This window comes from Streptomyces sp. G7(2002) (assembly GCF_028870195.1).
Lineage (GTDB): Bacteria > Actinomycetota > Actinomycetes > Streptomycetales > Streptomycetaceae > Streptomyces > Streptomyces nigrescens.
On the sequence record NZ_CP102609.1, the window covers coordinates 1,038,265 to 1,057,396 of the forward strand.

At 71.6% G+C, this 19,132-nt stretch carries 14 protein-coding genes and 1 pseudogene; 6 read left to right on the forward strand and 9 right to left on the reverse strand.

All coding sequences use genetic code 11. The features are described 5' to 3' along the window. Positions 1-77 precede the first annotated feature (77 nt). The 4 genes from NUT86_RS03950 to NUT86_RS03965 all read left to right on the forward strand — a co-directional run bounded on the left by NUT86_RS03950 (position 78) and on the right by NUT86_RS03965 (position 3,823). Positions 78-272, forward strand: coding sequence for a gas vesicle protein (locus tag NUT86_RS03950; RefSeq protein WP_218041882.1), 195 nt, complete (start codon positions 78-80; stop codon positions 270-272). A 133-nt stretch (positions 273-405) separates the two neighbouring features. Then, positions 406-813, forward strand: a complete 408-nt coding sequence (locus NUT86_RS03955; protein WP_093638102.1) for a gas vesicle protein K — start codon at positions 406-408, stop codon at positions 811-813. A 174-nt stretch (positions 814-987) separates the two neighbouring features. After that, complete coding sequence (locus NUT86_RS03960; RefSeq protein WP_274733431.1) at positions 988-2,691, forward strand: cholesterol oxidase substrate-binding domain-containing protein; 1,704 nt, start codon at positions 988-990, stop codon at positions 2,689-2,691. A gap of 544 nt (positions 2,692-3,235) precedes the next feature. Continuing rightward, the gene (locus NUT86_RS03965) at positions 3,236-3,823 is read left to right on the forward strand and encodes a response regulator transcription factor (RefSeq protein WP_093638108.1); all 588 of its coding nucleotides are present in this window, start codon (positions 3,236-3,238) and stop codon (positions 3,821-3,823) included. A 44-nt stretch (positions 3,824-3,867) separates the two neighbouring features. Here the strand turns inward: NUT86_RS03965 and NUT86_RS03970 are convergent, their stop codons facing one another. The 6 genes and pseudogenes from NUT86_RS03970 to NUT86_RS03995 form a co-directional block, all read right to left on the reverse strand. After that, positions 3,868-5,742: an ATP-binding cassette domain-containing protein gene (locus NUT86_RS03970; protein ID WP_274733433.1), complete on the reverse strand. Its 1,875-nt coding sequence runs from the start codon at positions 5,740-5,742 to the stop codon at positions 3,868-3,870. Further along, positions 5,739-7,508, reverse strand: a complete 1,770-nt coding sequence (locus NUT86_RS03975) for an ABC transporter ATP-binding protein (RefSeq protein ID WP_274733434.1) — start codon at positions 7,506-7,508, stop codon at positions 5,739-5,741. The genes NUT86_RS03970 and NUT86_RS03975 overlap by 4 nt, the downstream gene beginning before the upstream one ends. A 126-nt stretch (positions 7,509-7,634) precedes the next feature. After that, positions 7,635-7,763, reverse strand: a complete 129-nt coding sequence (locus NUT86_RS03980; protein ID WP_093638117.1) for a SapB/AmfS family lanthipeptide — start codon at positions 7,761-7,763, stop codon at positions 7,635-7,637. Between the two features lie 59 nt (positions 7,764-7,822). After that, entirely contained in the window at positions 7,823-10,420 is a 2,598-nt protein-coding gene (gene lanKC / locus NUT86_RS03985) for a class III lanthionine synthetase LanKC (RefSeq protein ID WP_159491223.1), read from the reverse strand. A 151-nt stretch (positions 10,421-10,571) separates the two neighbouring features. Beyond that, positions 10,572-11,681: a CapA family protein gene (locus NUT86_RS03990; RefSeq protein ID WP_266439703.1), complete on the reverse strand. Its 1,110-nt coding sequence runs from the start codon at positions 11,679-11,681 to the stop codon at positions 10,572-10,574. Between the two features lie 326 nt (positions 11,682-12,007). Continuing rightward, positions 12,008-12,883 (reverse strand): annotated as a pseudogene (locus NUT86_RS03995) (EamA family transporter); the annotation flags it as partial. Between the two features lie 81 nt (positions 12,884-12,964). Between NUT86_RS03995 and NUT86_RS04000 the strand changes: the two are divergent. Together NUT86_RS04000 and NUT86_RS04005 are read left to right on the forward strand one after the other, a co-directional pair. Beyond that, positions 12,965-13,816 carry a LysR family transcriptional regulator gene (locus NUT86_RS04000; RefSeq protein WP_266439700.1) on the forward strand — a complete coding sequence of 284 codons (852 nt, stop codon included), beginning with the start codon at positions 12,965-12,967 and terminating at the stop codon, positions 13,814-13,816. Between the two features lie 83 nt (positions 13,817-13,899). Next, positions 13,900-14,694, forward strand: coding sequence for a (2Fe-2S)-binding protein (locus NUT86_RS04005; RefSeq protein ID WP_274733436.1), 795 nt, complete (start codon positions 13,900-13,902; stop codon positions 14,692-14,694). 36 nt (positions 14,695-14,730) lie between these two features. On the opposite strand, the gene NUT86_RS04010 is transcribed toward NUT86_RS04005, so the two are convergent. The 3 genes from NUT86_RS04010 to NUT86_RS04020 form a co-directional block, all read right to left on the reverse strand. Further along, positions 14,731-15,822 (reverse strand): winged helix-turn-helix domain-containing protein, encoded by a 1,092-nt coding sequence (locus tag NUT86_RS04010; RefSeq protein WP_274733437.1) that lies wholly within the window; start codon positions 15,820-15,822, stop codon positions 14,731-14,733. A 198-nt stretch (positions 15,823-16,020) separates the two neighbouring features. Then, positions 16,021-17,991, reverse strand: a complete 1,971-nt coding sequence (locus NUT86_RS04015; RefSeq protein WP_274733439.1) for an amino acid transporter — start codon at positions 17,989-17,991, stop codon at positions 16,021-16,023. An 88-nt stretch (positions 17,992-18,079) separates the two neighbouring features. After that, positions 18,080-18,910: a GNAT family N-acetyltransferase gene (locus NUT86_RS04020; protein ID WP_274733441.1), complete on the reverse strand. Its 831-nt coding sequence runs from the start codon at positions 18,908-18,910 to the stop codon at positions 18,080-18,082. Between the last annotated feature and the right edge of the window lie 222 nt (positions 18,911-19,132).

Here is a 19,132-nt window from a genome sequence, read left to right on the forward strand (position 1 = left end):
AGGGTGACGCCCGGGAGGCGGCGGGTGCCGAGGTCTCGTACCTGGGAGACCTGGGAGACCCTGGGGACCCGGGAGACCTGGTGGACCGCTCCGCGGAAGAGCCTCTCGCGGGGCGGCAGATCGCTCTCATCGATCTCCTGGACCGTCTCCTGAACGGTGGCGCGGTGCTGACCGGAGATGTGGTGCTGTCCATCGCCGACGTGGATCTGGTGCATATCAATCTGCGGGCCGTCATTCGCTCGATCACACCCGACGGTCCGGCGCCGTGGTGAGACCCCGGCGTGCGGGTCCGTCCGGCCTGAACACCGTTGTCCGGCCCGGCAGTTGTCCATTGCCTCCACTCCCCCGATGAGAATCGCCCGTATCACCAATATGACTTATATCGCCCACGACGAGGAATAGCCCATGACGAATGAAGCGGCCGCACCCGTGGAGCCTGCCTTCGCGGAGGTGGCGCAGGCCGCGGCCCGGGCTTTCGACCTGGTGCCGACACAGGCCGATGAGCCGCCGCAGGGGCAGGGCAGCGCGCTGGCCCAGCGGCTGAGGACCGATCCGGAGACGGTGGAGCGCGATCTCATCAAGCTGGTGCTGACGATCGTGGAGCTCTTGCGGCAGCTCATGGAGCGGACCGCCTTGCACCGCGTCGACCAAGGAGATCTGAGCGAGGAGCAGGAGGAACGGGTCGGGCTGACGCTGATGATTCTCCAGGACCGGATGGCGGAACTCTGTGAGCGCTACGGGCTGACGATGGAGGATCTCAATCTCGATCTCGGCCCGCTGGGATCCCTGCTGCCCCGCCACGACGCCGGCTGATCCGGAGAGCTCCACCGGCCACTTTCGCCGTCCGCCGCACGGGCATTGCAACTGATGAACCGTCACCTTACCCTTCCGGCACACCCCCACCGCACCGGGGCGCTCGTACGGTCTCACCCCTACGATCCGTGCGCGGTGCAACGGGGCGGCGCGCCGCGTGCCGGAAGGACAGCCATGTCCGACGACAGCGCTCGCAGAACCTCCCTCACCCGCCGTTCGTTACTGACTGGTGCCGCCGCCGCGGGACTTGCGGCGGCGGCCGGGCTGCAGCCCGCTCATCGCATCCCCGCGGGCAGCGCCGCGGCCACTCTCACCCCTCCGCCCGGCTTTCCCGCGGGCATTCCACTCGCCCAGCAGGCCTTCCGGAACTGGTCGCTGGAGATCGTCATCGAGGGCGTCTGGACGGCGTCGGCCCGTACGCCCGACGATGTGGTCACCCTCGCCAACTGGGCTCATCAGCACGGCTACCGGCTACGGGCCCGGGGCAAGGGCCACACCTGGTCGCCGCTGGTGGTGCCCGCCGGGGCCGACACCAACCGTACGGTCATCGTCGACACCGCCTCCCACCTCACCGCGGTCACTGTGCGCGGTGGCAACCCGGGGAGCGTCACCGCGCAGGCGGGGGCCACCCTCGACCGTATCCTCGCCCGCCTGGAGGAGTCGGGGCTCGGCCTCGCCACCACCACGGCACCCGGGGACCTCACCATCGGCGGCGTGCTCGCGATCGGCGGCCATGGCACCGGGGTCCCCACCGCCACCGAGAACCCGCCCGCGGGCTCCGGCTTCGGCACCCTGAGCTCCCTGGTCACCTCGCTCACCGCGGTGGTCTGGAGCGCGGCGGAGGGCCGCTATGTGCTCAAGACCTTTGCCCGCTCCGACCCGGACATCCGGGCCTTCCTCGTCCACCTGGGCCGCGCGTTCGTCACCGAGGTGACGCTGACCGCCGCGGCCAACACCCGGCTGCGCTGCCAGAATTGGTACGACGTGAACGTGGGCACCGTCTTCGGCCCCCCGGGTACGGGCGGTCGCACGATCAGCTCCTACCTGGACCGCACCGGGCGCATCGAGGCGATCTGGTTCCCGTTCACCGATGTGCCGTGGCTGAAGGTGTGGAGTGTGGCGCCCACCAAGCCGGTATTCGCCAGGCAGATCGACACCCCGTACGCCTACACCTTCGCCAACCGGGTCACCGAGGAGATGTCGCGGCTGCTCGGGGAGATCGCGGCGGGCGGGGGCGACAAGACGCCCGCCTTCACCAAGCTGGCCATGTCCATCGTCGGCTCCGGGCTGATCGTCACCGGCACCTGGGACGTCTGGGGCTGGTCGAAGAACAGCCTGCTGTACGTCGAACCCACGACCCTGCGGATCGTCGAGGCGGGTTGGGCGGTCCTGACCTCCCGGGCGAATGTGCAGCGCGTGGTGAATGACTTCTACGCCCGCTACCAGAGCGTGCTGACGGCTCATCAGGGACGCGGTTCCTACCCGGTCAATGGGCCGATCGAGCTGCGCATCACGGGTACGGACCCGGTCGACGGTCCCCTGCTGTCCCCGGCCCGGGCCCGTCCGGACCGTCCCGAGTGGGACACCGTGGTGTGGCTGGACTTCGCCACCTATCCCGGCACGCCCGGCGCGGCCCCGTTCTTCCGTGAGCTGGAGCAGTGGATCTGGCAGACCTACAACGGGTCGTATGCGACCGTGCGCCCCGAGTGGTCCAAGGGCTGGGCGTACACGGACGGCGGGCCGTGGCGGGATCCCGCCACGCTGGGCGGCACCGTACCGGCCGCGTTCGACGGCTGGCGGACCGCCCGGGACACCCTCAACTCCTATGACCCGGCACGGGTGTTCTCCAATACCTTCCTCGACACCGTGCTGCCCTGAGCAATCTCTCCCTGGGGGGCGCGCGACAATTCCGCGCGCCCCCTAGCGGATATCACCCGACACGTGCGTCACACCCGTACCAAACACAGGAAACAACCCGCTAAGAGGCCATCACAAAGATGGCGGGAATGTTCCGCCTGTCCTCAGCTACGCTTTCCGGAATCCGACCCCTTGATGTGTGAACTTCCTACGACACCGCCGCCCGCCGGACGACCGCCGATCGGCCGTGTCCCCTCTGCCCGCACACTGGCCGACGGGTGTGCCGGCACGCACCGGCCGGCACACGAATTGTGGAGTCCCGTCATCCTCGCAAGGAATGAAGGCGGCATCATCCGGGCCCGATGACGCGGTTTCCGGTCATCTCCGGTGAAACTCCATCTGGCGGGAATGACAGCAGTGACAATTCTGCAGTGCACCGTTCGGGGCTGAAACTGAGTGCTGCGACAGGGGCTCATGGGGTAACTGTCGCCGCATCGCCGGTTGTTTCCCGGGCGGCTGTTCGGCAACGGGGACAGACAGCAGAAGCAGAAACGAAGGGACGAACGTGATCCGGGTCTTGGTGGTGCACGAAACGCGGCTGTTGCGCTCGGCGCTCACCGCGCTGTTGCGCGACGAGGAGGGTATCGACGCTGTCGCCGCCTGCTGGAGAAGTGCCCCCGGGCGAGCCCGTTCCTTCCGGCCGCAGGTGTGCGTCGTGGACGTCGACTGCGCGGGTTCGGTGTCGTCGGCGGACCCGCCGGGCGGCCCTGGATGCGCCCTGCTGGTACTGGCCAGCGCCTGCCGTCCCGGCACCCTGCGCCGGGCCATCGCCGCCCGGGCGCGGGGCTTCGTGGACAAGGACGCGCCGCCGGCCCGGCTGTTGCACGCCATAAACCTGGTGGCCGCCGGGAAGCGCTATGTCGACCATTCGCTCACGCCGGATTTCCTTGAGGCCGCCGACATGCCGCTGACACCACGGGAGTTAAGCGTGCTGTCGCTCGCCGCGGGCGGCGCCTCCGTCTCCGAGATCGCCCGTGAACTGCATCTGAGCAGTGGGACGGTGCGTAATTACATGGCGGCGATCAATCGCAAAACCGGCGCCCGGAACCGGGTCGATGCGATACGGATATCGCAGGGAGCGGGCTGGGTCTAGGAGGGAGACACCTTCTAGGGCCGGGTGTCCGCAAAATCCCGTGGTCAGCTGAGATAGCGGGATTTTGCGGATATTCGCTCAGCACACTCCGGAGCTTCCGGGGCAGGCAGGGCATCCGGCTGCCAGCTTCCCGCCAGATCGCGGTAGAGGGCCGAGCGTTCGAGCAGTTCGTCATGGGTGCCGCAGGTGGCCCGGACGCCGTCGAGCACCAGGATGCGGTCGGCCCGGCGGGCCGAGGTGATCCGGTGGGCCACGACGATCAGCGTTCCGGGACGCTCCGCGAAGGCACGCTCGGCCCGCATCTCCGCCGCCGGATCGAGGTGGCAGGTCGCCTCGTCGAGCAGGACGAGCGGCGCGGGTGACAGATGGGCCCGGCCCAGTGCGATCAGCTGGCGCTCCCCCTGGGACAGGACGCCCGGGTCGAGCGGAGCGTCAAGTCCGCCCAGCCTGCGCACCAGCGGGTCCAGGCCCACGGCGTCCGACGAGGCCTCCAGGGCGGACGCTGAGGCGCCGTCGGGGCAGAGATAGAGCAGGTTCTCGCGCAGGGTTCCGGAGAAGACGTAGGCCTGTTGCGGGATGAGCACCCGCAGCAGGGACGGATCGGGTCCGGACCGTGCGCGGACCGGCCGGCCGGCCACACGTATCTCGCCGTGGCCGGGTGCGAGCAGACCGGCGACGAGAGCGGTCAGGGTCGACTTCCCGATGCCGCTCGGCCCCACCACGACGAGGTGCTCGCCCGGTTCGACGGTCAGGTCGAGGTCGTGCAGCACGGGCTGCGCGGCGGGCCCGTAGGCGAAGGTGACGGCACGCAGGTGCACTCCGGGGCCGCCGGGCGGGACGGGCACGAGGGGCGCGGGGTCCGGAGGGGTGGTGGGGGCCGGCGCGGTGGTGCTCTCCGGATCCGGGTCGGTGGCGCTCTCCGGATCCGGCACGGTGGTGCTCTCCGGATCCGGATCCGGGCCGGGGCCGGCGGTGAGCCGGTCCAGGACCACGAGCAGGCGGGTGCCGGCCGATCCCAGGGCGTTCATCAGGGTGTGCAGTGCGGGCAGCAGGGACTGGGTCAGATAGGCCAGCGCGCCGAGCACGACGCCGGGGGTGAGCCCTTGCCGTAGGAGCCAGGGCGCGCTGACCAGCAGCAACAGGATCGGCAGCTGGCCTGCCAGGCCGAGCGCGAGACAGCGGACGGCGGCCCAGCGCGCCAACTGCCGTGCCGCACGGGCCTCGTCCTCGATCAGGCCGTACGCCCGCGCCGCGGTCTGCTGCTGTGCGCCGCAGGCCACCACGTCCCGCAGCCCCTCGGCGACGGCGCCGAACTGTGTGGACAGGTCCTCGTCCGCCTGCAGAAAGGCGCGCTGGCGGGCCGCCATCGGCCGGAGGGTGGCCAGGAAGAGCAGCAGCCCGGCCGCGAGCGGAGGCACCACGATCAGCAGCAACTGGGGTGCCAGGGAGAGGAGTCCGAGCACCGCTCCGGCCGCGGTGAACACGAAGGAGCGGGCGACCAGGACCAGCCCGGCGAAGCTGTCCCGGGCGATCTCGGTCTGGTTGGTCAGCCGGGAGACCACGGCGCTGTCCGCCGCGCGGGCCGGGTGCGCCACCGCTTGCGTCAGCGACCGCGACACCACCTGGCGTATCAGGCTGTCGCGCAGCGGCTCGACGAGGTCGGCCAGGCCGCGGAAGACCCCCCGGCCGGCCAGGCCGCCGACGACGACGGCCAGTGCGGTGACGCCCAGCCAGGCCAGCCCGACGCCGGTGTGGCCGGCCAGAAAGCCCTGGTCCAGGGCCTTCGCCAGACCGTAGCCGCCGAGGAAGGTGTGGGCGGACTCCAGCAGTGACCAGCCTGCCAGCAGCAGCAGTACGCGGGTCCGGCGGCGGAGGAAGCGCCTCGCCCGGGGCAGCAGTCGTGCCGTCGCTGTCGTCATGAGGCGGTCCGGGTGTCCTCGTCGTCGGTGTGGGCGAACACCGCCCGGTAGTCGGGGTCCGCCCAGAGCCGGTCGTGCGGGGCGACGGCGCGGAGCCGGCCCTTCTCCATCCACGCGACCAGATCGGCGCGGGCCGCGGAGGAGACCCGATGGGCGATCAGCAGTCTGCTGCCGGTCCGTACGTCATGGACCAGAGCCCGGCGGACATGGAGTTCGGTGACGCTGTCCAGGCTGGAGGTGGCGTCGTCGAGGACGAGCAGCCGGCCAGCATGGGCGAACGCCCGCGCCAGGCCGAGGCGTTGCACCTCCCCGCCGGACAGCGGGGCGCGGTCGAGCGGTGTGGCGTATCCGTCCGGAAGGAGGCGGACGAACGAGTCCGCACCGGCCGCGCGGGAAGCGCCCTCGATCGCGTGGGCCGGGGGTTCGTAAGGGCCGAAGCCGATGGCCGCCCCGACGGTGGCGCCGAACAGGGCGGGGCGTTCGAAGGCGTAGCCGATCTCGCGGCGCAGCTGTGCGGGATCGGCCTCGTGGAGCGGGACGCCGTCCAGCAGCACCTGCCCGCTGTCGGGGTCGGTGAGCCGGCCCGCGACGGCGGCGAGCAGCGATTTGCCCGCCCCCGAGTGCCCGACGACCGCCATGGTCGTGCCGCCGGGCACCACCAGGTCGACACCGCGCAGCGCGGGGGCACCACCGCGGACGAGGGTGACCGCACGCAGTTCGAGCCGGCCGCGGCCGTCGGCGGGCAGGGGCGTGGTGCCGTGGACGGGTGGGGACAGGGTGAGGAGTTCGCCGGTGCGGTGGGCCGCGGCGCGGCTGCGCACCAGGGCATTGAGCTGTCCCACCACTCCGCCCAGCCCGGCGGTGAGGGCGGCGTACCGGGAGGCCGCCAGCAGTTCGCCGACGGACAGGCTGCCGTACGCCAGCCGGATTCCCCCGACGGCGAGGACGGCGGTGGTCAGCAGCGGCACCAGGATGCTGCTGCTGACCACGGCGCGTCCGTAGATCTGCCACATCTGCCGTCCCTGCGCGCCCAGTTCGGGAAGCGGCGCGAGGACCCGGGCCCGCTCCCGCCCCGCCGTACCCGCCGCGGCGACGGTCCGGGCGCCGCCGAGTGCCTCGACGAGCCGGGTGGCGATGTCCGCCTGGACACGTTGATAGCGCCGGACGCTGTCGGAGGAGCCGCGGGCGAAGGCGCGCAGCAGCCGGGTCAGCAGCGGCAGCCCGGCGAGGAACACGGCGGCCAGCCAGATGTCGGTGAGCGCCAGGGCGATCAGGGCGCCGACCGGGGTGATGAGGGCGGCGAGGCCGGTGGCCGCGGCGGTGGGTGCGGTCCCGGCGTCCGCGGCATTGCCGGTGAGTCGGGTCACCAGGTCACCGGGGGTGAAGCGGTCGGCGACGCGGTGCGGGGCGAGGGACAGCAGATGGTCGATACCGCGCCGGCGGAGCCAGGCGGTGCTGCGGGCGGTGGTGACGCCGCCGGTCAGTGCCACCAGCGCGTCGAGGAGCACTTCCGCGGTCAGCAGTACGGCGCAGAGGACGAGGGCGCCGTGGAGGCCAGGACGTGCGCCGAGCACGAGGTCGAGGGTGTGGCCGAGGACGGCGGGCAGCGCGACGGCGGCACCCGCGGAGGCCACGCTGAAGAGGCAGACGGCGACGGCGCGTACGGGGCTGTGCCGGAAGGCGCCGGTCAGTACGGAGCGGACACCGGTGTCCGGTCCGGGCCGGGCGGCCGGCGGGGGCGAGGAGGGCCCGGGGGTGCGGGGCATACGGGGTGGGACCTCGCCTCCAAGGGACGGATACGGGCGGCAGCGGCAGGCCCCGGGCGGTGTGGCCACCCGGGGCTCGCCGTGACTCACGCGCTACGGGAACCGAGGTCCCTTAGCGACGGGAAGTCAGTTACAGGTGGTGACGCTCAGGCTGCTGTCGCCGCAGAGCAGCAGGCTCGCGCGGCTGCCGGTGTGGAGCTCCTCCGTGGCCTCGGCCTTGGGGGTTTCCATCGTCTGCAGGTCAAGAAGGGACATGATGGTTCCTCTCTGATGGGGACGGGGTGTTTCTCGATCGGCCCCGGACGGGGCCGGCTTCAGGGCCGCCTGGGCGGCGGGAGGAAGGGCAGGTGCACGGGTGTGTCGTGCAGCGCGCTGCCCAGTGCGAGCAGGCACCCGGCGGTGCCGGTGCTCAGGTCCATGGAGAGCCGCATCATCTGCTCCCCGGCGAAGGCCAGATGCCCCTGGTAGGGGACGGCGCCCCAGGCGAGGGAGTCGATCTGGCGGCGGAGGTCGGCGGCATGGGTGCCGGGGCCGCCGGCCGTGGTGCGGGCGAGGTGGAGCACCATGCCCGCCGCACCGCGGAACAGGCCGGGCTGGGCATAGAACTTGGCCTGGGCCGCCTGCACGATCTCGTGCCGCGCCCGTTCGAACTCGTCGTCCGGACGGTGGGCGAGGAAGTCGTCGAGCACCATGCCGATGCCGACGCTGCCCGCACCGAGGTAGGGCATGGTGCGCCAGCCCTCGTTGACCTGGAGGGCGCCCCCGGCGCCGCGCACGCAGCGGGCCAGGTCCCGTCGCAGGGCGTCGGCGGCCAGGTCGAGCAGCGCGGGGTCGTCGGTGCGCTCGTACAGGCGCAGGAAGAGCAGTGCCGCTCCGCTGTCGCCGTGCAGCAGTCCGGCGCGGGGTGCGCCGCCCTCGGCCGGTGGTGCGGCGGCCCGGAGTTTGTCGGCCACGAGCTGGGCACAGTGCAGTGCCCGCTCCCCGAGGGAGCTTTCGCCGGTGGAACCGGCCAGGGAGTCGAGCGCCAGGCCGAGACCGGCCAGTCCGCTGTGCAGATCGGGTGCGATGTCCTGCCAGCGCTGGGTGCCGAGGGTGTCGACGAGGTCCAGGGCCCGGTCCCGGTGCCCGAGCCGGTCCAGGACCCAGGCGACGCCGGAGAGACCGTCGTAGAAGCCGAGCGGACTGCCGGACGCGGGGGTCTTCGTCCTCCGCAGCAGCCACTCCTCCGCCTCCGGGCAGCGTTCCGCGCCGGTCTCCGCCAGGGCGTACAGCACCCCGGCCGCCCCGTAGGCGAAGCAGGTGCCTCCGCCCGCGGTGGAGAACTGGGCGATGTCGCCGGGGAAGCAGCGGTCCTCCCGGTCGGGTGTGGCCGAGGCGAGCACGGCCCGGACCATGGAGTCGCGGCTATGCGGCCAGTCGCCGAGGGCTACGGGTAAGTAGCCCGCTCCCCCGGGCCGGCCCGTACGGCCGGTGGTGCTCGCCGGCTGATGGCCGCGGAGGATTTCCGCCACCGCTTCGTCGAGGTAGTCGCGGGGCACCGGGAACTGTGCGGCGGCGATCTCCGCCAGATGTGCCGCCTTGCCGCGGTCCACCGCGAAGAGGCTGGTGAGCGGGAGGAACAGTGCCAGGCGCAGACAGGCCAGGGCGTAGAGGTCGACATCGAAGCCCCGGCGGTCCGCTGGGGCGACGAAGCCCGGGTTGGCGATCACCTGGCGGCTGGACGCGTCATCGACGGAAGCGGCCTCGAAGTCCAGGAGCACGACGGAGGATTCGTCCTCGGACATCATGATGTTGAAGAGGTGCAGATCGTTGAAGACGACGCCACGGGAGTGGATCGCCTTCACCGCGTCGGCGACCAGACCGTGGACGCGCATGGCCCACTGGGTGTACTCCGCGAGCCGCTCGGGGCTCGGATCGGCCTCGATCAGCGGGTGGCGGTGCGCGAAGAAGCTGTTCAGCGGCCGGCCCTCGATGAACTCCAGCACCAGGAAGGTGTGGTCGCCGAGGGTGAACCAGTCGAGCACCTCGGGGGCGCAGCCGAGTCCGGACAGCCGTTGCAGCGCGTCCCGCTCGCGGGCCAGCCGGGCCACGGCGTCCGCTTCGTCGGCGGCCAGCCCGGCGTACGGCCGTGCCTCCTTCAGCACCACCTGCTGGTCCGTCCGCAGATCCCGGCCGACGTAGACCCCGCCGCCGTTGGAGAAGTGCAGCGCCCGCTCGATCTTGTAGGGCAGGTCGGTGACGGTGGTGGCGGAGCGCGCGTCCAGATGCGGCTGGAGGAACTCCGGGAGGGTGACCCACTCGGGGACGCGGAACGCGGGCTCCCTGCGGTCGGGGACCAGCTGCCCCTGGCCGTCCTCGATCGCGGGGCGGAGTTCGCCCTTGTCGTCGTAGCAGTGCCGCTCGGTGAAGCTGCCGTAGCGCACATACACCGGACCGGCGCCCCAGCGCAGATCGCTGAGGATGTACGGTCCCGGTTCGCCGGCCAGCAGGTCGCCCAGCTCCTCGGCGATGCGGTGGCACTGCTCCTCATCGGCCGGGTAGATGGTGAGGAACTTTCCGCTGGCGCCGCGGTCGGCGTACTTGGCGTTGCGGATGTGCAGCAGATAGCGGCTCGGCATGCACTTGAAGGCGACCGAGCGCGGAACGCAGTAGTCCCAGACCTTGGCCAATACTCGTTCGGCGTTGTCCAAACAGGCCGAGACATGGATCTTCCAGCCCTGGCTGGGGAGTTCGCGGTCCAGCGGGCGGAATGCCAGCCAGTCGCCGGAGCGGTGGCGCTGCCAGCCCTCCGGCAGGTCCCGGTTCAGCGTCGCGTACTGCGCGCCACGGCCCTTGCTGCTTGCGGGCATGCGGTGGGGAGCGTCGTAGAACTGGCGGTCGGCGTCGCAGAAGACGGCGTAACCCTTGTTCATCGCTCTCCCTCGGCTGGTGACAGGGATGACGCTGTCACGGCGCAAGGAGGCAGAAACAGTCATGTCTGTCACGAAGAACCCATGAGAAATGCACGTTTGCTGCGAATTTGCTGGAACGCCGAAAGGGCGACCGGGGCCGCCACCTATCCCCCTAGGACGGACGGAGGGTGAGCGCGCCGTCCGGCTCGGCGGCGCAGGGCCCGAAGCCGGAGCCGATCCGGTCGAGGAGCCCCTGCAGCCACCGGGAGTCCTCAGGCGAGGCGTGCCGCAGCCGCATACGCCGGGACTGCAGGGGGATGATCCGCACGTCGTGGAGCCTGCCGGTGTCCGGGTCCACCGTGACGAGGAAGAGCAGCCGCAGGTCGTCCCGGTACGCCTCGTAGCCGGTGATGCCCTCGTAGTCATCGATGAAGTCGCCGCACCCGTGGATCACGAGCTTCCCCCGGTACGCCTCCAGGGCGCGGGGGTGGTGCGAGGAGTGCCCGTGGACGACATCCACACCGCCCTCCAGGAGGGCGTGGGCGAAGCCGGCCTCACTACGGGTGACGTGGTAGCCCCAGTTGGGGCCCCAGTGGACGGAGGCGACCGCGAGATCTCCCGGCCGTTTCAGCTGCCGTACCCGCCCGATGATCTCGCCCGCGGCGGCCGGCGTGGGCCGGGCCACGAAGTCGACCCCGGAGCGGCTCCCGGCTGCCGCCCAGTCCCGCGGGATACCGCTGGACGGCATTCCGAAGGAGAACACCAGGATCCGGCGGCCGTCCGCGACGGGGACCATCGCCGGGCGGCGCGCCGCACAGGGGTCCGCTCCCGCCCCCGCCGTCCGCAGCCCCGCGCCCGCCAGCGTGCCGAGGGTCTCCGCCAGTCCCTGGCGGCCGAAGTCCAGGACGTGGTTGTTGGCCAGTACGCAGACGTCGGGGCGGGCGGCGGCCAGGCAGGGCAGGTTCGCCGGGTTCATCCGGTAGTGAATTTCCTTCTCGGGTGCAAATCCGCCGTACTGCGTGATGCTGGTTTCCAGGTTGAGCACCCGGGCGGCGGGCGCCGCGTCGTCGAGCACCTCCAGCGCGTCCCCCCACGGCCAGGAGAAACCGGCCGGACACGGAATGGGGCCGTTCCTCGCCGCCGCCAGCTCGACATAGGCACGGGCGTCCCGGACGTATCCCTCCCGCAGCGCCGGATCCCCGGGGTGCGGCAGGATCTGGTCGACACCGCGGCCGAGCATCACGTCACCGCAGAGGAACAGTGTGAGCAAGTCACTGCCCATTCCCCCAGGTTAGAGCCGGTCGGCCGAGGTTTCGCGGCGGGCGGGCCGGCACCGCGCTCCACGGCACCCCGGAGCCGTGGAGATCCCGCTCCCCCGGCCCCGGGTCCCGTCACCCACGCCTCTGAACTGCACCGATGCCCGAGGTAGGGGCAAGCGGCTCAGCGGGCTTCACACCGCGCGGGGGCACCGGCCGGTGTGCCGTGCGGAGTGGTGGAGTCCGCCGCGGGGGCGGGGAGCGTTGCCGGGGCGGGGGCCGTCGCGGGGGCCGGGAGCGCCGTGCCGCCACGCCTGACCGGAGGGGGCGCCGGGCGCGGACCGGCGGCCAGGATGCTGACGGAGTTGGCCACCACGATCGAGGAGACGGCCAGCCACTCGATCCCCTCCAGGGTCTGGTCCAGGACGACCAGGCCGACCAGTGCCGCCAGGACCGGATTGACGCTCATGAAGATCCCGAAGAACCGTGCGGGGACCCGGCGCAGGGCGAGCAGGTCGGCGAGGAACGGTACGGCCGAGGAGAGGATGCCCGCGGTGGCCGCATATCCCAGGGCGCTCGCGCTCGGCGGGTGGTGGGCGAGCACGGTGATCCCGACGGGCAGGTAGAGCAGCGCGGAGACACCGGCGGCCGCGGCGGAGCCCTCGACACCGGGCAGACGGGCTCCGACCAGGCGGTTGAGCAGGATGTAGGACGCCCAGCACACGGCGGCGACCAGACCGAGGGCGATGCCCGCGTAGTCGGTGGTCGGCTGGGGACGGGTCAGAATGACCACCGCCGCACCGGCGACAAGGGCACACAGCAGGTCCACCAGGCGACGGGAGGCGGCCAGGGCCACGGCCAGTGGGCCGAGGAACTCCAGGGTCACCGCCAGGCCCAGGCCGATGCGGTCGATGGCGGTGTAGAGCGACAGGTTCATCGTGGCGAACACCATCGCCAGGCACAGCACCGGCCACCACTGCCGCCAGGTGAACGAGCGCAGCCTGGGCCGGCCCACCGCCAGGAGGACGAGCCCGGCCACCCACTGCCGTACGGCCACCACCCCGGCCGGTCCGATCGCCGGAAAGGCGAGCGCTCCCGTCGCGGCGCCGGTCTGGTTGGCGAGTCCGCTGCCGCACATCATCGCCACGCCCGCCAGCCGGCCCGAGCGCGCCGCCGGTCCCCCACGAGCGGCCTCCAGGAGCGGCAGGCCTTGCGTGCTTCGTCTCATGCACGGCAGCATCCGCCCGTGGGCGTCCATACATAAAATGCATGCTCGTACTCATCAATGCGCTGTGGTTATGGATGTGGGATGGAACTGCGACATCTGCGCTGTCTGGTGGCGATCGTCGATGCCGGTGGCTTCACCGATGCCGCCATCGAACTCGGGATCTCACAGGCCGCGGTGTCCCGGACGCTCGGTTCGCTCGAAGACTCCCTCGGCGTGCGGCTGTTGCACCGCACCAGCAGGAGCGTCATCCCCACCACCGCGGGCGTTCAGGTGCTGGCGCGCGCCCGGAAGGTGCTGGCCGAGGCCGACAATCTCATCCGCGAGGCCACCACCGGTCACACCCGGCTGCGCATCGGCCACGCCTGGTCGGCCATGGGCCGGCACACCGCCGAGTACCAGCGCCGCTGGGCGGCCCGCTATCCCGACATCGAACTGCATCTGGTCCGCACCAACTCCGCCACCGGCGGCCTGGCGGAGGGCCTGTGCGACCTCGCCGTGGTCCGTACGACCTTCGACGACGCGCGCTTCGCCAGCGCCGTCGTCGGCGAGGAACGCCGCTACTGCGCCATGGCCGCCGACGACCCCTGGGCCAAACGCCGGGCCATCCCCCTGGCCGACATCCACGCCCGTACCCTCCTCATCGACCGGCGCACCGGCACCACCACCGCCGACCTGTGGCCCCCCGATACGCGTCCGGTCGTCGAGTACACCCAGGACATCGACGACTGGCTCGCGGTGATCGCCACCGGCCGCAGCGTCGGGATCACACCGGAGAGCACCGTCAACCAGTACCGGCGCGACGGCATCGTCTTCCGGCGGATCCGGGACGCCGCACCCGTCGCGGTCCACCTCATCTGGCGACGCCATGACCCGCATCCGGCCACCCATGCCGCCGTCGCGCTGCTCACCGACCTCTACCGGCAGCGCACGTGAACGGCAGCGCCCGTGAACGACCGCACCCTCACCCCCTCCGGGGTGCTGCCACTGCCCCCCATCGAGGAATCGGACCGCACACCATGACGGAACCCTCCGCAGCGTCGACGGCACACCTGGCGGCACTCGGGCCCTTCTGTGCCTTCGAGACACACGCTGCGGGGTCCGAACCCAGCCCGCCCTGGCGGCCGTTGAGCGAGGCGGCGCAGGAAGGGAGCGGCGTCCTGCGGGAGCGGGTCGCATCGGTGCGGGCCTCTCTCGCCGCCAACAGCGGCCGACCACCCGAAGCCGTCGCGCCTCGGGTGGCCGCATCGGTGGCCCATCTGGGCCTGGTGGCGCGGGTCATCTCACCGGTCCTCGGCCTGGCCGCTCTGCACGGCCTGCCGTCGCGGCCGCTCACACTGGGCGACCTGTGGTGGGGTTCCGCCCTCGGGGGCGCCTTCCGGCTGTCGCTGCCCCGGGAGGCGGGGACCCCGGTCGCCGGCGGTGACACCCGCACGGCCGGCGCCATCGCCGCGGACATGCTGGACGGACCGGTGCGTGCCCTGGTGGACGCCTTTGCCCCCTTCTCGGTGTCCCGGCGCATCCTGTGGGGCAACGTGGCCTCGGCCGTGAACGGCGCGGCCACGGGCATCACGGCGGCGGCCCCGGGCCTGGAACAGCCCGCCCGCGCGGCGGCCCTGGCCTTCCTGCGGCAGCCGCAACTGCGGGACACCCACACCCTGGACACCCACAACGGCCGCTTCACACGGAGGAGTTGCTGCCTGATCTACCAGGCCGCCCCCAATGCCGCGGGCGCCGTGTGCGGCGATTGCGTGCTGGTGCGCGGACGGAGCGGTCGCGGACAGGACGGTCGCGGGGGACGGGGCCGACGCTGAGCCGTCGGCTGTCGCCACTCCTGCGGCCGCACGCCTTTACGCCGACACGACTCCCTCATGGTCGGCCGCCTGCTGGGGAGCAGAACCAACCGGTGTGTCACGACGGCTCCGTGACACACCATCACCAGAGGCCGCTCGACCGCCACACATCCGCTCGGCGTTCACCGTGCGCCGGTAGTACACCCGGCTTCCTTCCCGCGCCCGGGTGACCAGCCCCGCCCGGAGAAGATGGCTGAGGTGATAGGAGACGGTCGACGGGCTCAGATGGTGGCGGTCGGCGAGCTGGCTGGTGGTGCGGGGCAGATCGAGGCCGGCCAGCAGGGTGGACCGGGAGTGGCCGAGGACGCTGCCCAGGAGCGGACCGGTTCCGCCGGCGGTCCGGTCCGGTCCATGGGGACGACGGGTCGGGTAGATGAGGTAGATGCCGCGTTCCTGCCAGGGATCCACGCTGACGAGCCAGCTGTGCGCCACTGGCGAGGGAAAGAGCGTGAGGTCCGTGGTCCCGGGTACCTCGATCCGGTGCTCGCTCTCCAGGTGCAGCGCGCCACAGCCGTAGGCGACGTCCCGGTGCAGGGAGTTCAGTACGGCGCTCAGACCGCTGCGGGCGATCAGGCCCGCCCGGTGCTCGATATCGGCTTCGATGCCGGCAGCGACGGAGGGCCACAGGGGCGCGAGGCTCTGACGCCAGAACGACTCCAGCTCGTCGGCGGCCTTCTGCGCGAAGGCCCGCTCGCCGCGTTCCAGGAAATCCCTGACACCGGGACGCGCACGAGTGGATGTCTGCCCCCGCAGGGACGAGGTCCGGAACATACGGTTCATCTGCCGGGCGACGACAGGAGCAGGCGTCGTGGCGACCCGATGCAATTCCGCCTCGAGATCCGGCGTGCCGTCCGCGACCGCTCCGGGAGTCATGAAGTCCGGAGCATAACCGCGGATCTCGCGGCGCAGCGCGGACAGCAGATGCAGATGCCGATCCTGCAGCGCGCCATCGACCTGCTGTCGGGGCACGCCGACACGGCCCGTTGCCTGCGGGCGATGCGGGTGCAGCACCGCTCCGGCCTGCATCAACGGTGAGACCGCGAACCGCGTGGCCGCCAACGCGTCGGCGCTCATGGCGATGCTGATCATTAGCTGCCCCCTGCCCGGCGCCGGGCCCCCGCCGATGCCCGACCCCATCCTTCCATGATCCATTCCCGGGGCAGCAGGACCCCGCCTCGACAGGTAGGCACGGTACGGCGCCTGTTCGCCGGCCGGGAGGGCACCCCGCCGGACGCCGCGGCCGTCCACCACATCGTGACCACGGTCGTGGCCGGCGGAGCAGCCCGTTCAGCCGACGTGGACGCGGGGGCGGCGGTCGCGGTCGGGTTCGGCCTCGCGGAGGACTTCGCGGGTGACGGGGGCGACTTCACCCTGGCCGAAGAGGAAGAAGCGGAGGAACTGGGCGAAGGGACTGCCCTCGGTCCACTCGAAGTAGATGTGCGGCAGGGCTCCCGTGGTGTCCCGTACGTGCAGCAGCAGCGCGGCCAGTGCGTTGGAGATGGTGGAGCTCTCCAGGCAGAGCACGCGGTAGCGGCCGTGCATGACCTCGCCGCGGACCCGCAGTTCGCTCTCGAATTCCGAGGGGTCGCCGACGGTCACCTCGACGAAGATGAGGTCGTCCTCGGCCGGGATGTCATTGTCGGTCCGGATCTGCTTGACCTTGTCGCGGTACTCGGCCAGATCCCGTTGGTCGGGCTCGTTCGCGATGAACCGGACCTTGCGGTGGGCGATGTCGCGCACGAACCGCTCGGCCATCTCGTCGAGCACGACGCTGGTGACGCGTAGTTCGAAGGCGCGGGCGAGGCGGGAGAGGAACGACACCAGGATGATGCCGGCGATGAAGCAGGCACCGATTTTCACGCCGTCGGGGCGCTCGATGACGTTCGCGATGGTGGTGTAGAGGAACACCAGGGAGATCACGGCGAAGCCGGTCGTCCAGCCGCGCTCCCGGGCCCGCCGCGCGGCGATGGTCACGGCGATCGCGGCGGAGCTGATCAGGACCAGGACGCCGGTGGCGTAGGCGCCGCCCTGGGCGTCCACGTCGGCGTTGAAGATCCAGGTGACCAGGAAGGCGACCAGGGTGAAGACCAGCACCATCGGGCGCACCGCCCGGGCCCAGTGGGGCGCCATTCCGTAGCGCGGCAGGTATTGCGGCATCAGGTTCAGCAGGCCCGCCATGGCCGAGGCGCCGGCGAACCAGAGGATGGCGATGGTGGAGACGTCGTAGACCGTGCCGAACGCGGAGCCCAGGTACTCGTGGGCCAGATAGGCCAGCGCGCGGCCGTTGGCCGATCCGCCGGGCTGGAAGGCCTGCTCCGGGATGAGCAGGGTGGTGATGAAGCTGGTGATGATGAGGAAGACGCTCATGATCACGGCAGAGGTGGTGAGCAGCTTCTTCGCCCCGCGGATCCGCCCCCTGGGGCGTTCCTCGGTGTCGCCGGGGTCGCCCTCGATGTGGGGCATGACCGCGACACCCGTTTCGAACCCGGACAGGCCCAGCGCCAGCTTCGGGAAGACCAGCAGGGCCACACCGACCATCGCCAGGGGGCTGCCGTGCTCGGTGGTCAGGGCATGGGACCAGTCGGGGACGACATGCGGTGCGGTGGCCACATGCCACAGTCCGGCGACGACCACGGCCACATTCAGCCCGAGGTAGAGGCCCACGAGGACGACGGCGACTCCGATCGCCTCCAGGAAGCCCTTGAGGAACACCGCGCCGAGCAGCGCGATCAGGATCAGCGTGATGACCATCTGCTGGTGGTGCAGCACGCTGCTGACATGTGGGTTCTCCACGAGGTGGGTGGAGGCGTCGGCCGCCGACAGGGTGATGGTGATGAGGAAGTCGGTGGCGGCGAAGCCCAGCAGGGTCAGGACGAACAACTTGCCCTTCCAGAAGGACAGCAGCCGCTCCAGCATCGCGATCGAGCCCTGGCCGTGCGGGCTCTCCTTCGCCACCCGCCGGTAGACGGGCAGCGCGCCGGCGAGCGTCACGATGACCAGCACGATGGTGGCGATCGGTGACAGCAGCCCCGCGGCCAGGGCGGCGATGCCCGGCTGATAGCCGAGGGTGGAGAAGTAGTCGACCCCGGTCAGGCACATCACCCGCCACCAGCGCTGTCCCCGGTGGGCACTCACCGGCCCGGCGTGCGGCCCTTTCTGATGCCTGGCCATATCGGCCAGGCCTTCCAGCATCCAGGCGCGCAGGCGCTGCCGTGCCGTGGCCCCGGAAGGAGAACCGGCAGGGGCGGAGGCGGCCATCGTGTGCTCCTGTCGTACCGCGAAATGTCCAGCCATCGGCGCGACGGCCAGGTCAGCGTACGTAGTCCGGGCCCCGCCGCCGCGGTGCTCAGCGAGGTGGCGCTTTCGTGTCCCCGGGGACGGCGGCAGCCGGGTGATCCGACGGTGCATCCGGCGCCGGACCGCGCCGCGCCGGTTGTCCGGTGAGGTAGTGCACATACTCGTGCGCCAGGCGGAAACCGGCGGTCCAGGCGAGGAGCCGGCTGGGGCGGTTGTCGCGGGAGCAGGTCCAGCTGGGGGTGTGGCCGCGGCCGGCGACGTCCTGGCACAGGGCGGTCACACAGGCTAGGGCGAGGCGCCGGCGGCGGTGTGCGGGGTCGGTGTAGCAGGCGATGTCCTCGTACGCGGTGCCGTGGAAGTACGTACAGGCGACGGCGAGGACCTCGTCCTTCCCGAAGGCCGCCCAGCCGAGTCCGGAGGCGGCGAGACCGGCCGGGCCGCCCCAGCTGGCATGGACCCACGCCGCGTCCGGGGCGAGGGCGGCCAGCGCCGCGGCGTCCTCGGGCACCAGCCGGCGCACCGTCACCCCGCGGGGCGGGCACGGCGCCGCCACGGGCACCTGGTGCACGTACAGCATCCGCTCCCACGGCACGATCCGGCCGAAGGCGCCGCTCAGGGCCGGCAGGAAGCCGGCGGGGGCCTGCACATAGTGCGCGTCGAAGACGGCGAGGGCGTCCGGCGCCAGGGCGCGCGGGTCACCGCGGAGCAGCACATGACCGGCGCAGGAGACGGCGAGGGCGCGGGGCGCAGGGGCGCGGTCGGCCCACCAGCGGCCGGTTCCGGAGGCCGGCACATGTTCGGCCAGCGCTGCCGTCCCCGGCGACCCGGCCGCGAACCAGCGGGCGAGCGGGGGGAGCTGGTCCGGGGCGAGTTCGATCACTGCGTTCCTTGCGGTGGTCGTGGAACGGCCCGGTCCATACGGAACCGGGGCGGGCCGTCCGCTCGACGCCTGAGGCAAATCGACCGCCTGGACAATACGGGAGGAATCATCGAAGTCGGATGTGATCCCGCGCCCCCGCTCGCCGTGTCGCCGGCTCACCGGCCCGCCTTGTCGCTGGCGCCCCGCCCGCCCTGTCGCCGCTCCCCCGCCCGCCGCGTCGCC

What these genes read in the sequence shown, in the direction of transcription:
- NUT86_RS03955 (WP_093638102.1), top strand. Translation starts at nt 406, where the DNA reads ATGACGAATGAAGCGGCCGCACCCGTGGAGCCTGCCTTCGCGGAGGTG.
- NUT86_RS03960 (WP_274733431.1), top strand. Translation starts at nt 988, where the DNA reads ATGTCCGACGACAGCGCTCGCAGAACCTCCCTCACCCGCCGTTCGTTA.
- NUT86_RS03970 (WP_274733433.1), bottom strand. Translation starts at nt 5,742, where the DNA reads ATGACGACAGCGACGGCACGACTGCTGCCCCGGGCGAGGCGCTTCCTC.
- NUT86_RS03975 (WP_274733434.1), bottom strand. Translation starts at nt 7,508, where the DNA reads ATGCCCCGCACCCCCGGGCCCTCCTCGCCCCCGCCGGCCGCCCGGCCC.
- NUT86_RS03980 (WP_093638117.1), bottom strand. Translation starts at nt 7,763, where the DNA reads ATGTCCCTTCTTGACCTGCAGACGATGGAAACCCCCAAGGCCGAGGCC.
- lanKC (WP_159491223.1), bottom strand. Translation starts at nt 10,420, where the DNA reads ATGAACAAGGGTTACGCCGTCTTCTGCGACGCCGACCGCCAGTTCTAC.
- NUT86_RS03990 (WP_266439703.1), bottom strand. Translation starts at nt 11,681, where the DNA reads ATGGGCAGTGACTTGCTCACACTGTTCCTCTGCGGTGACGTGATGCTC.
- NUT86_RS04000 (WP_266439700.1), top strand. Translation starts at nt 12,965, where the DNA reads ATGGAACTGCGACATCTGCGCTGTCTGGTGGCGATCGTCGATGCCGGT.
- NUT86_RS04005 (WP_274733436.1), top strand. Translation starts at nt 13,900, where the DNA reads ATGACGGAACCCTCCGCAGCGTCGACGGCACACCTGGCGGCACTCGGG.
- NUT86_RS04010 (WP_274733437.1), bottom strand. Translation starts at nt 15,822, where the DNA reads ATGATCAGCATCGCCATGAGCGCCGACGCGTTGGCGGCCACGCGGTTC.
- NUT86_RS04015 (WP_274733439.1), bottom strand. Translation starts at nt 17,991, where the DNA reads ATGGCCGCCTCCGCCCCTGCCGGTTCTCCTTCCGGGGCCACGGCACGG.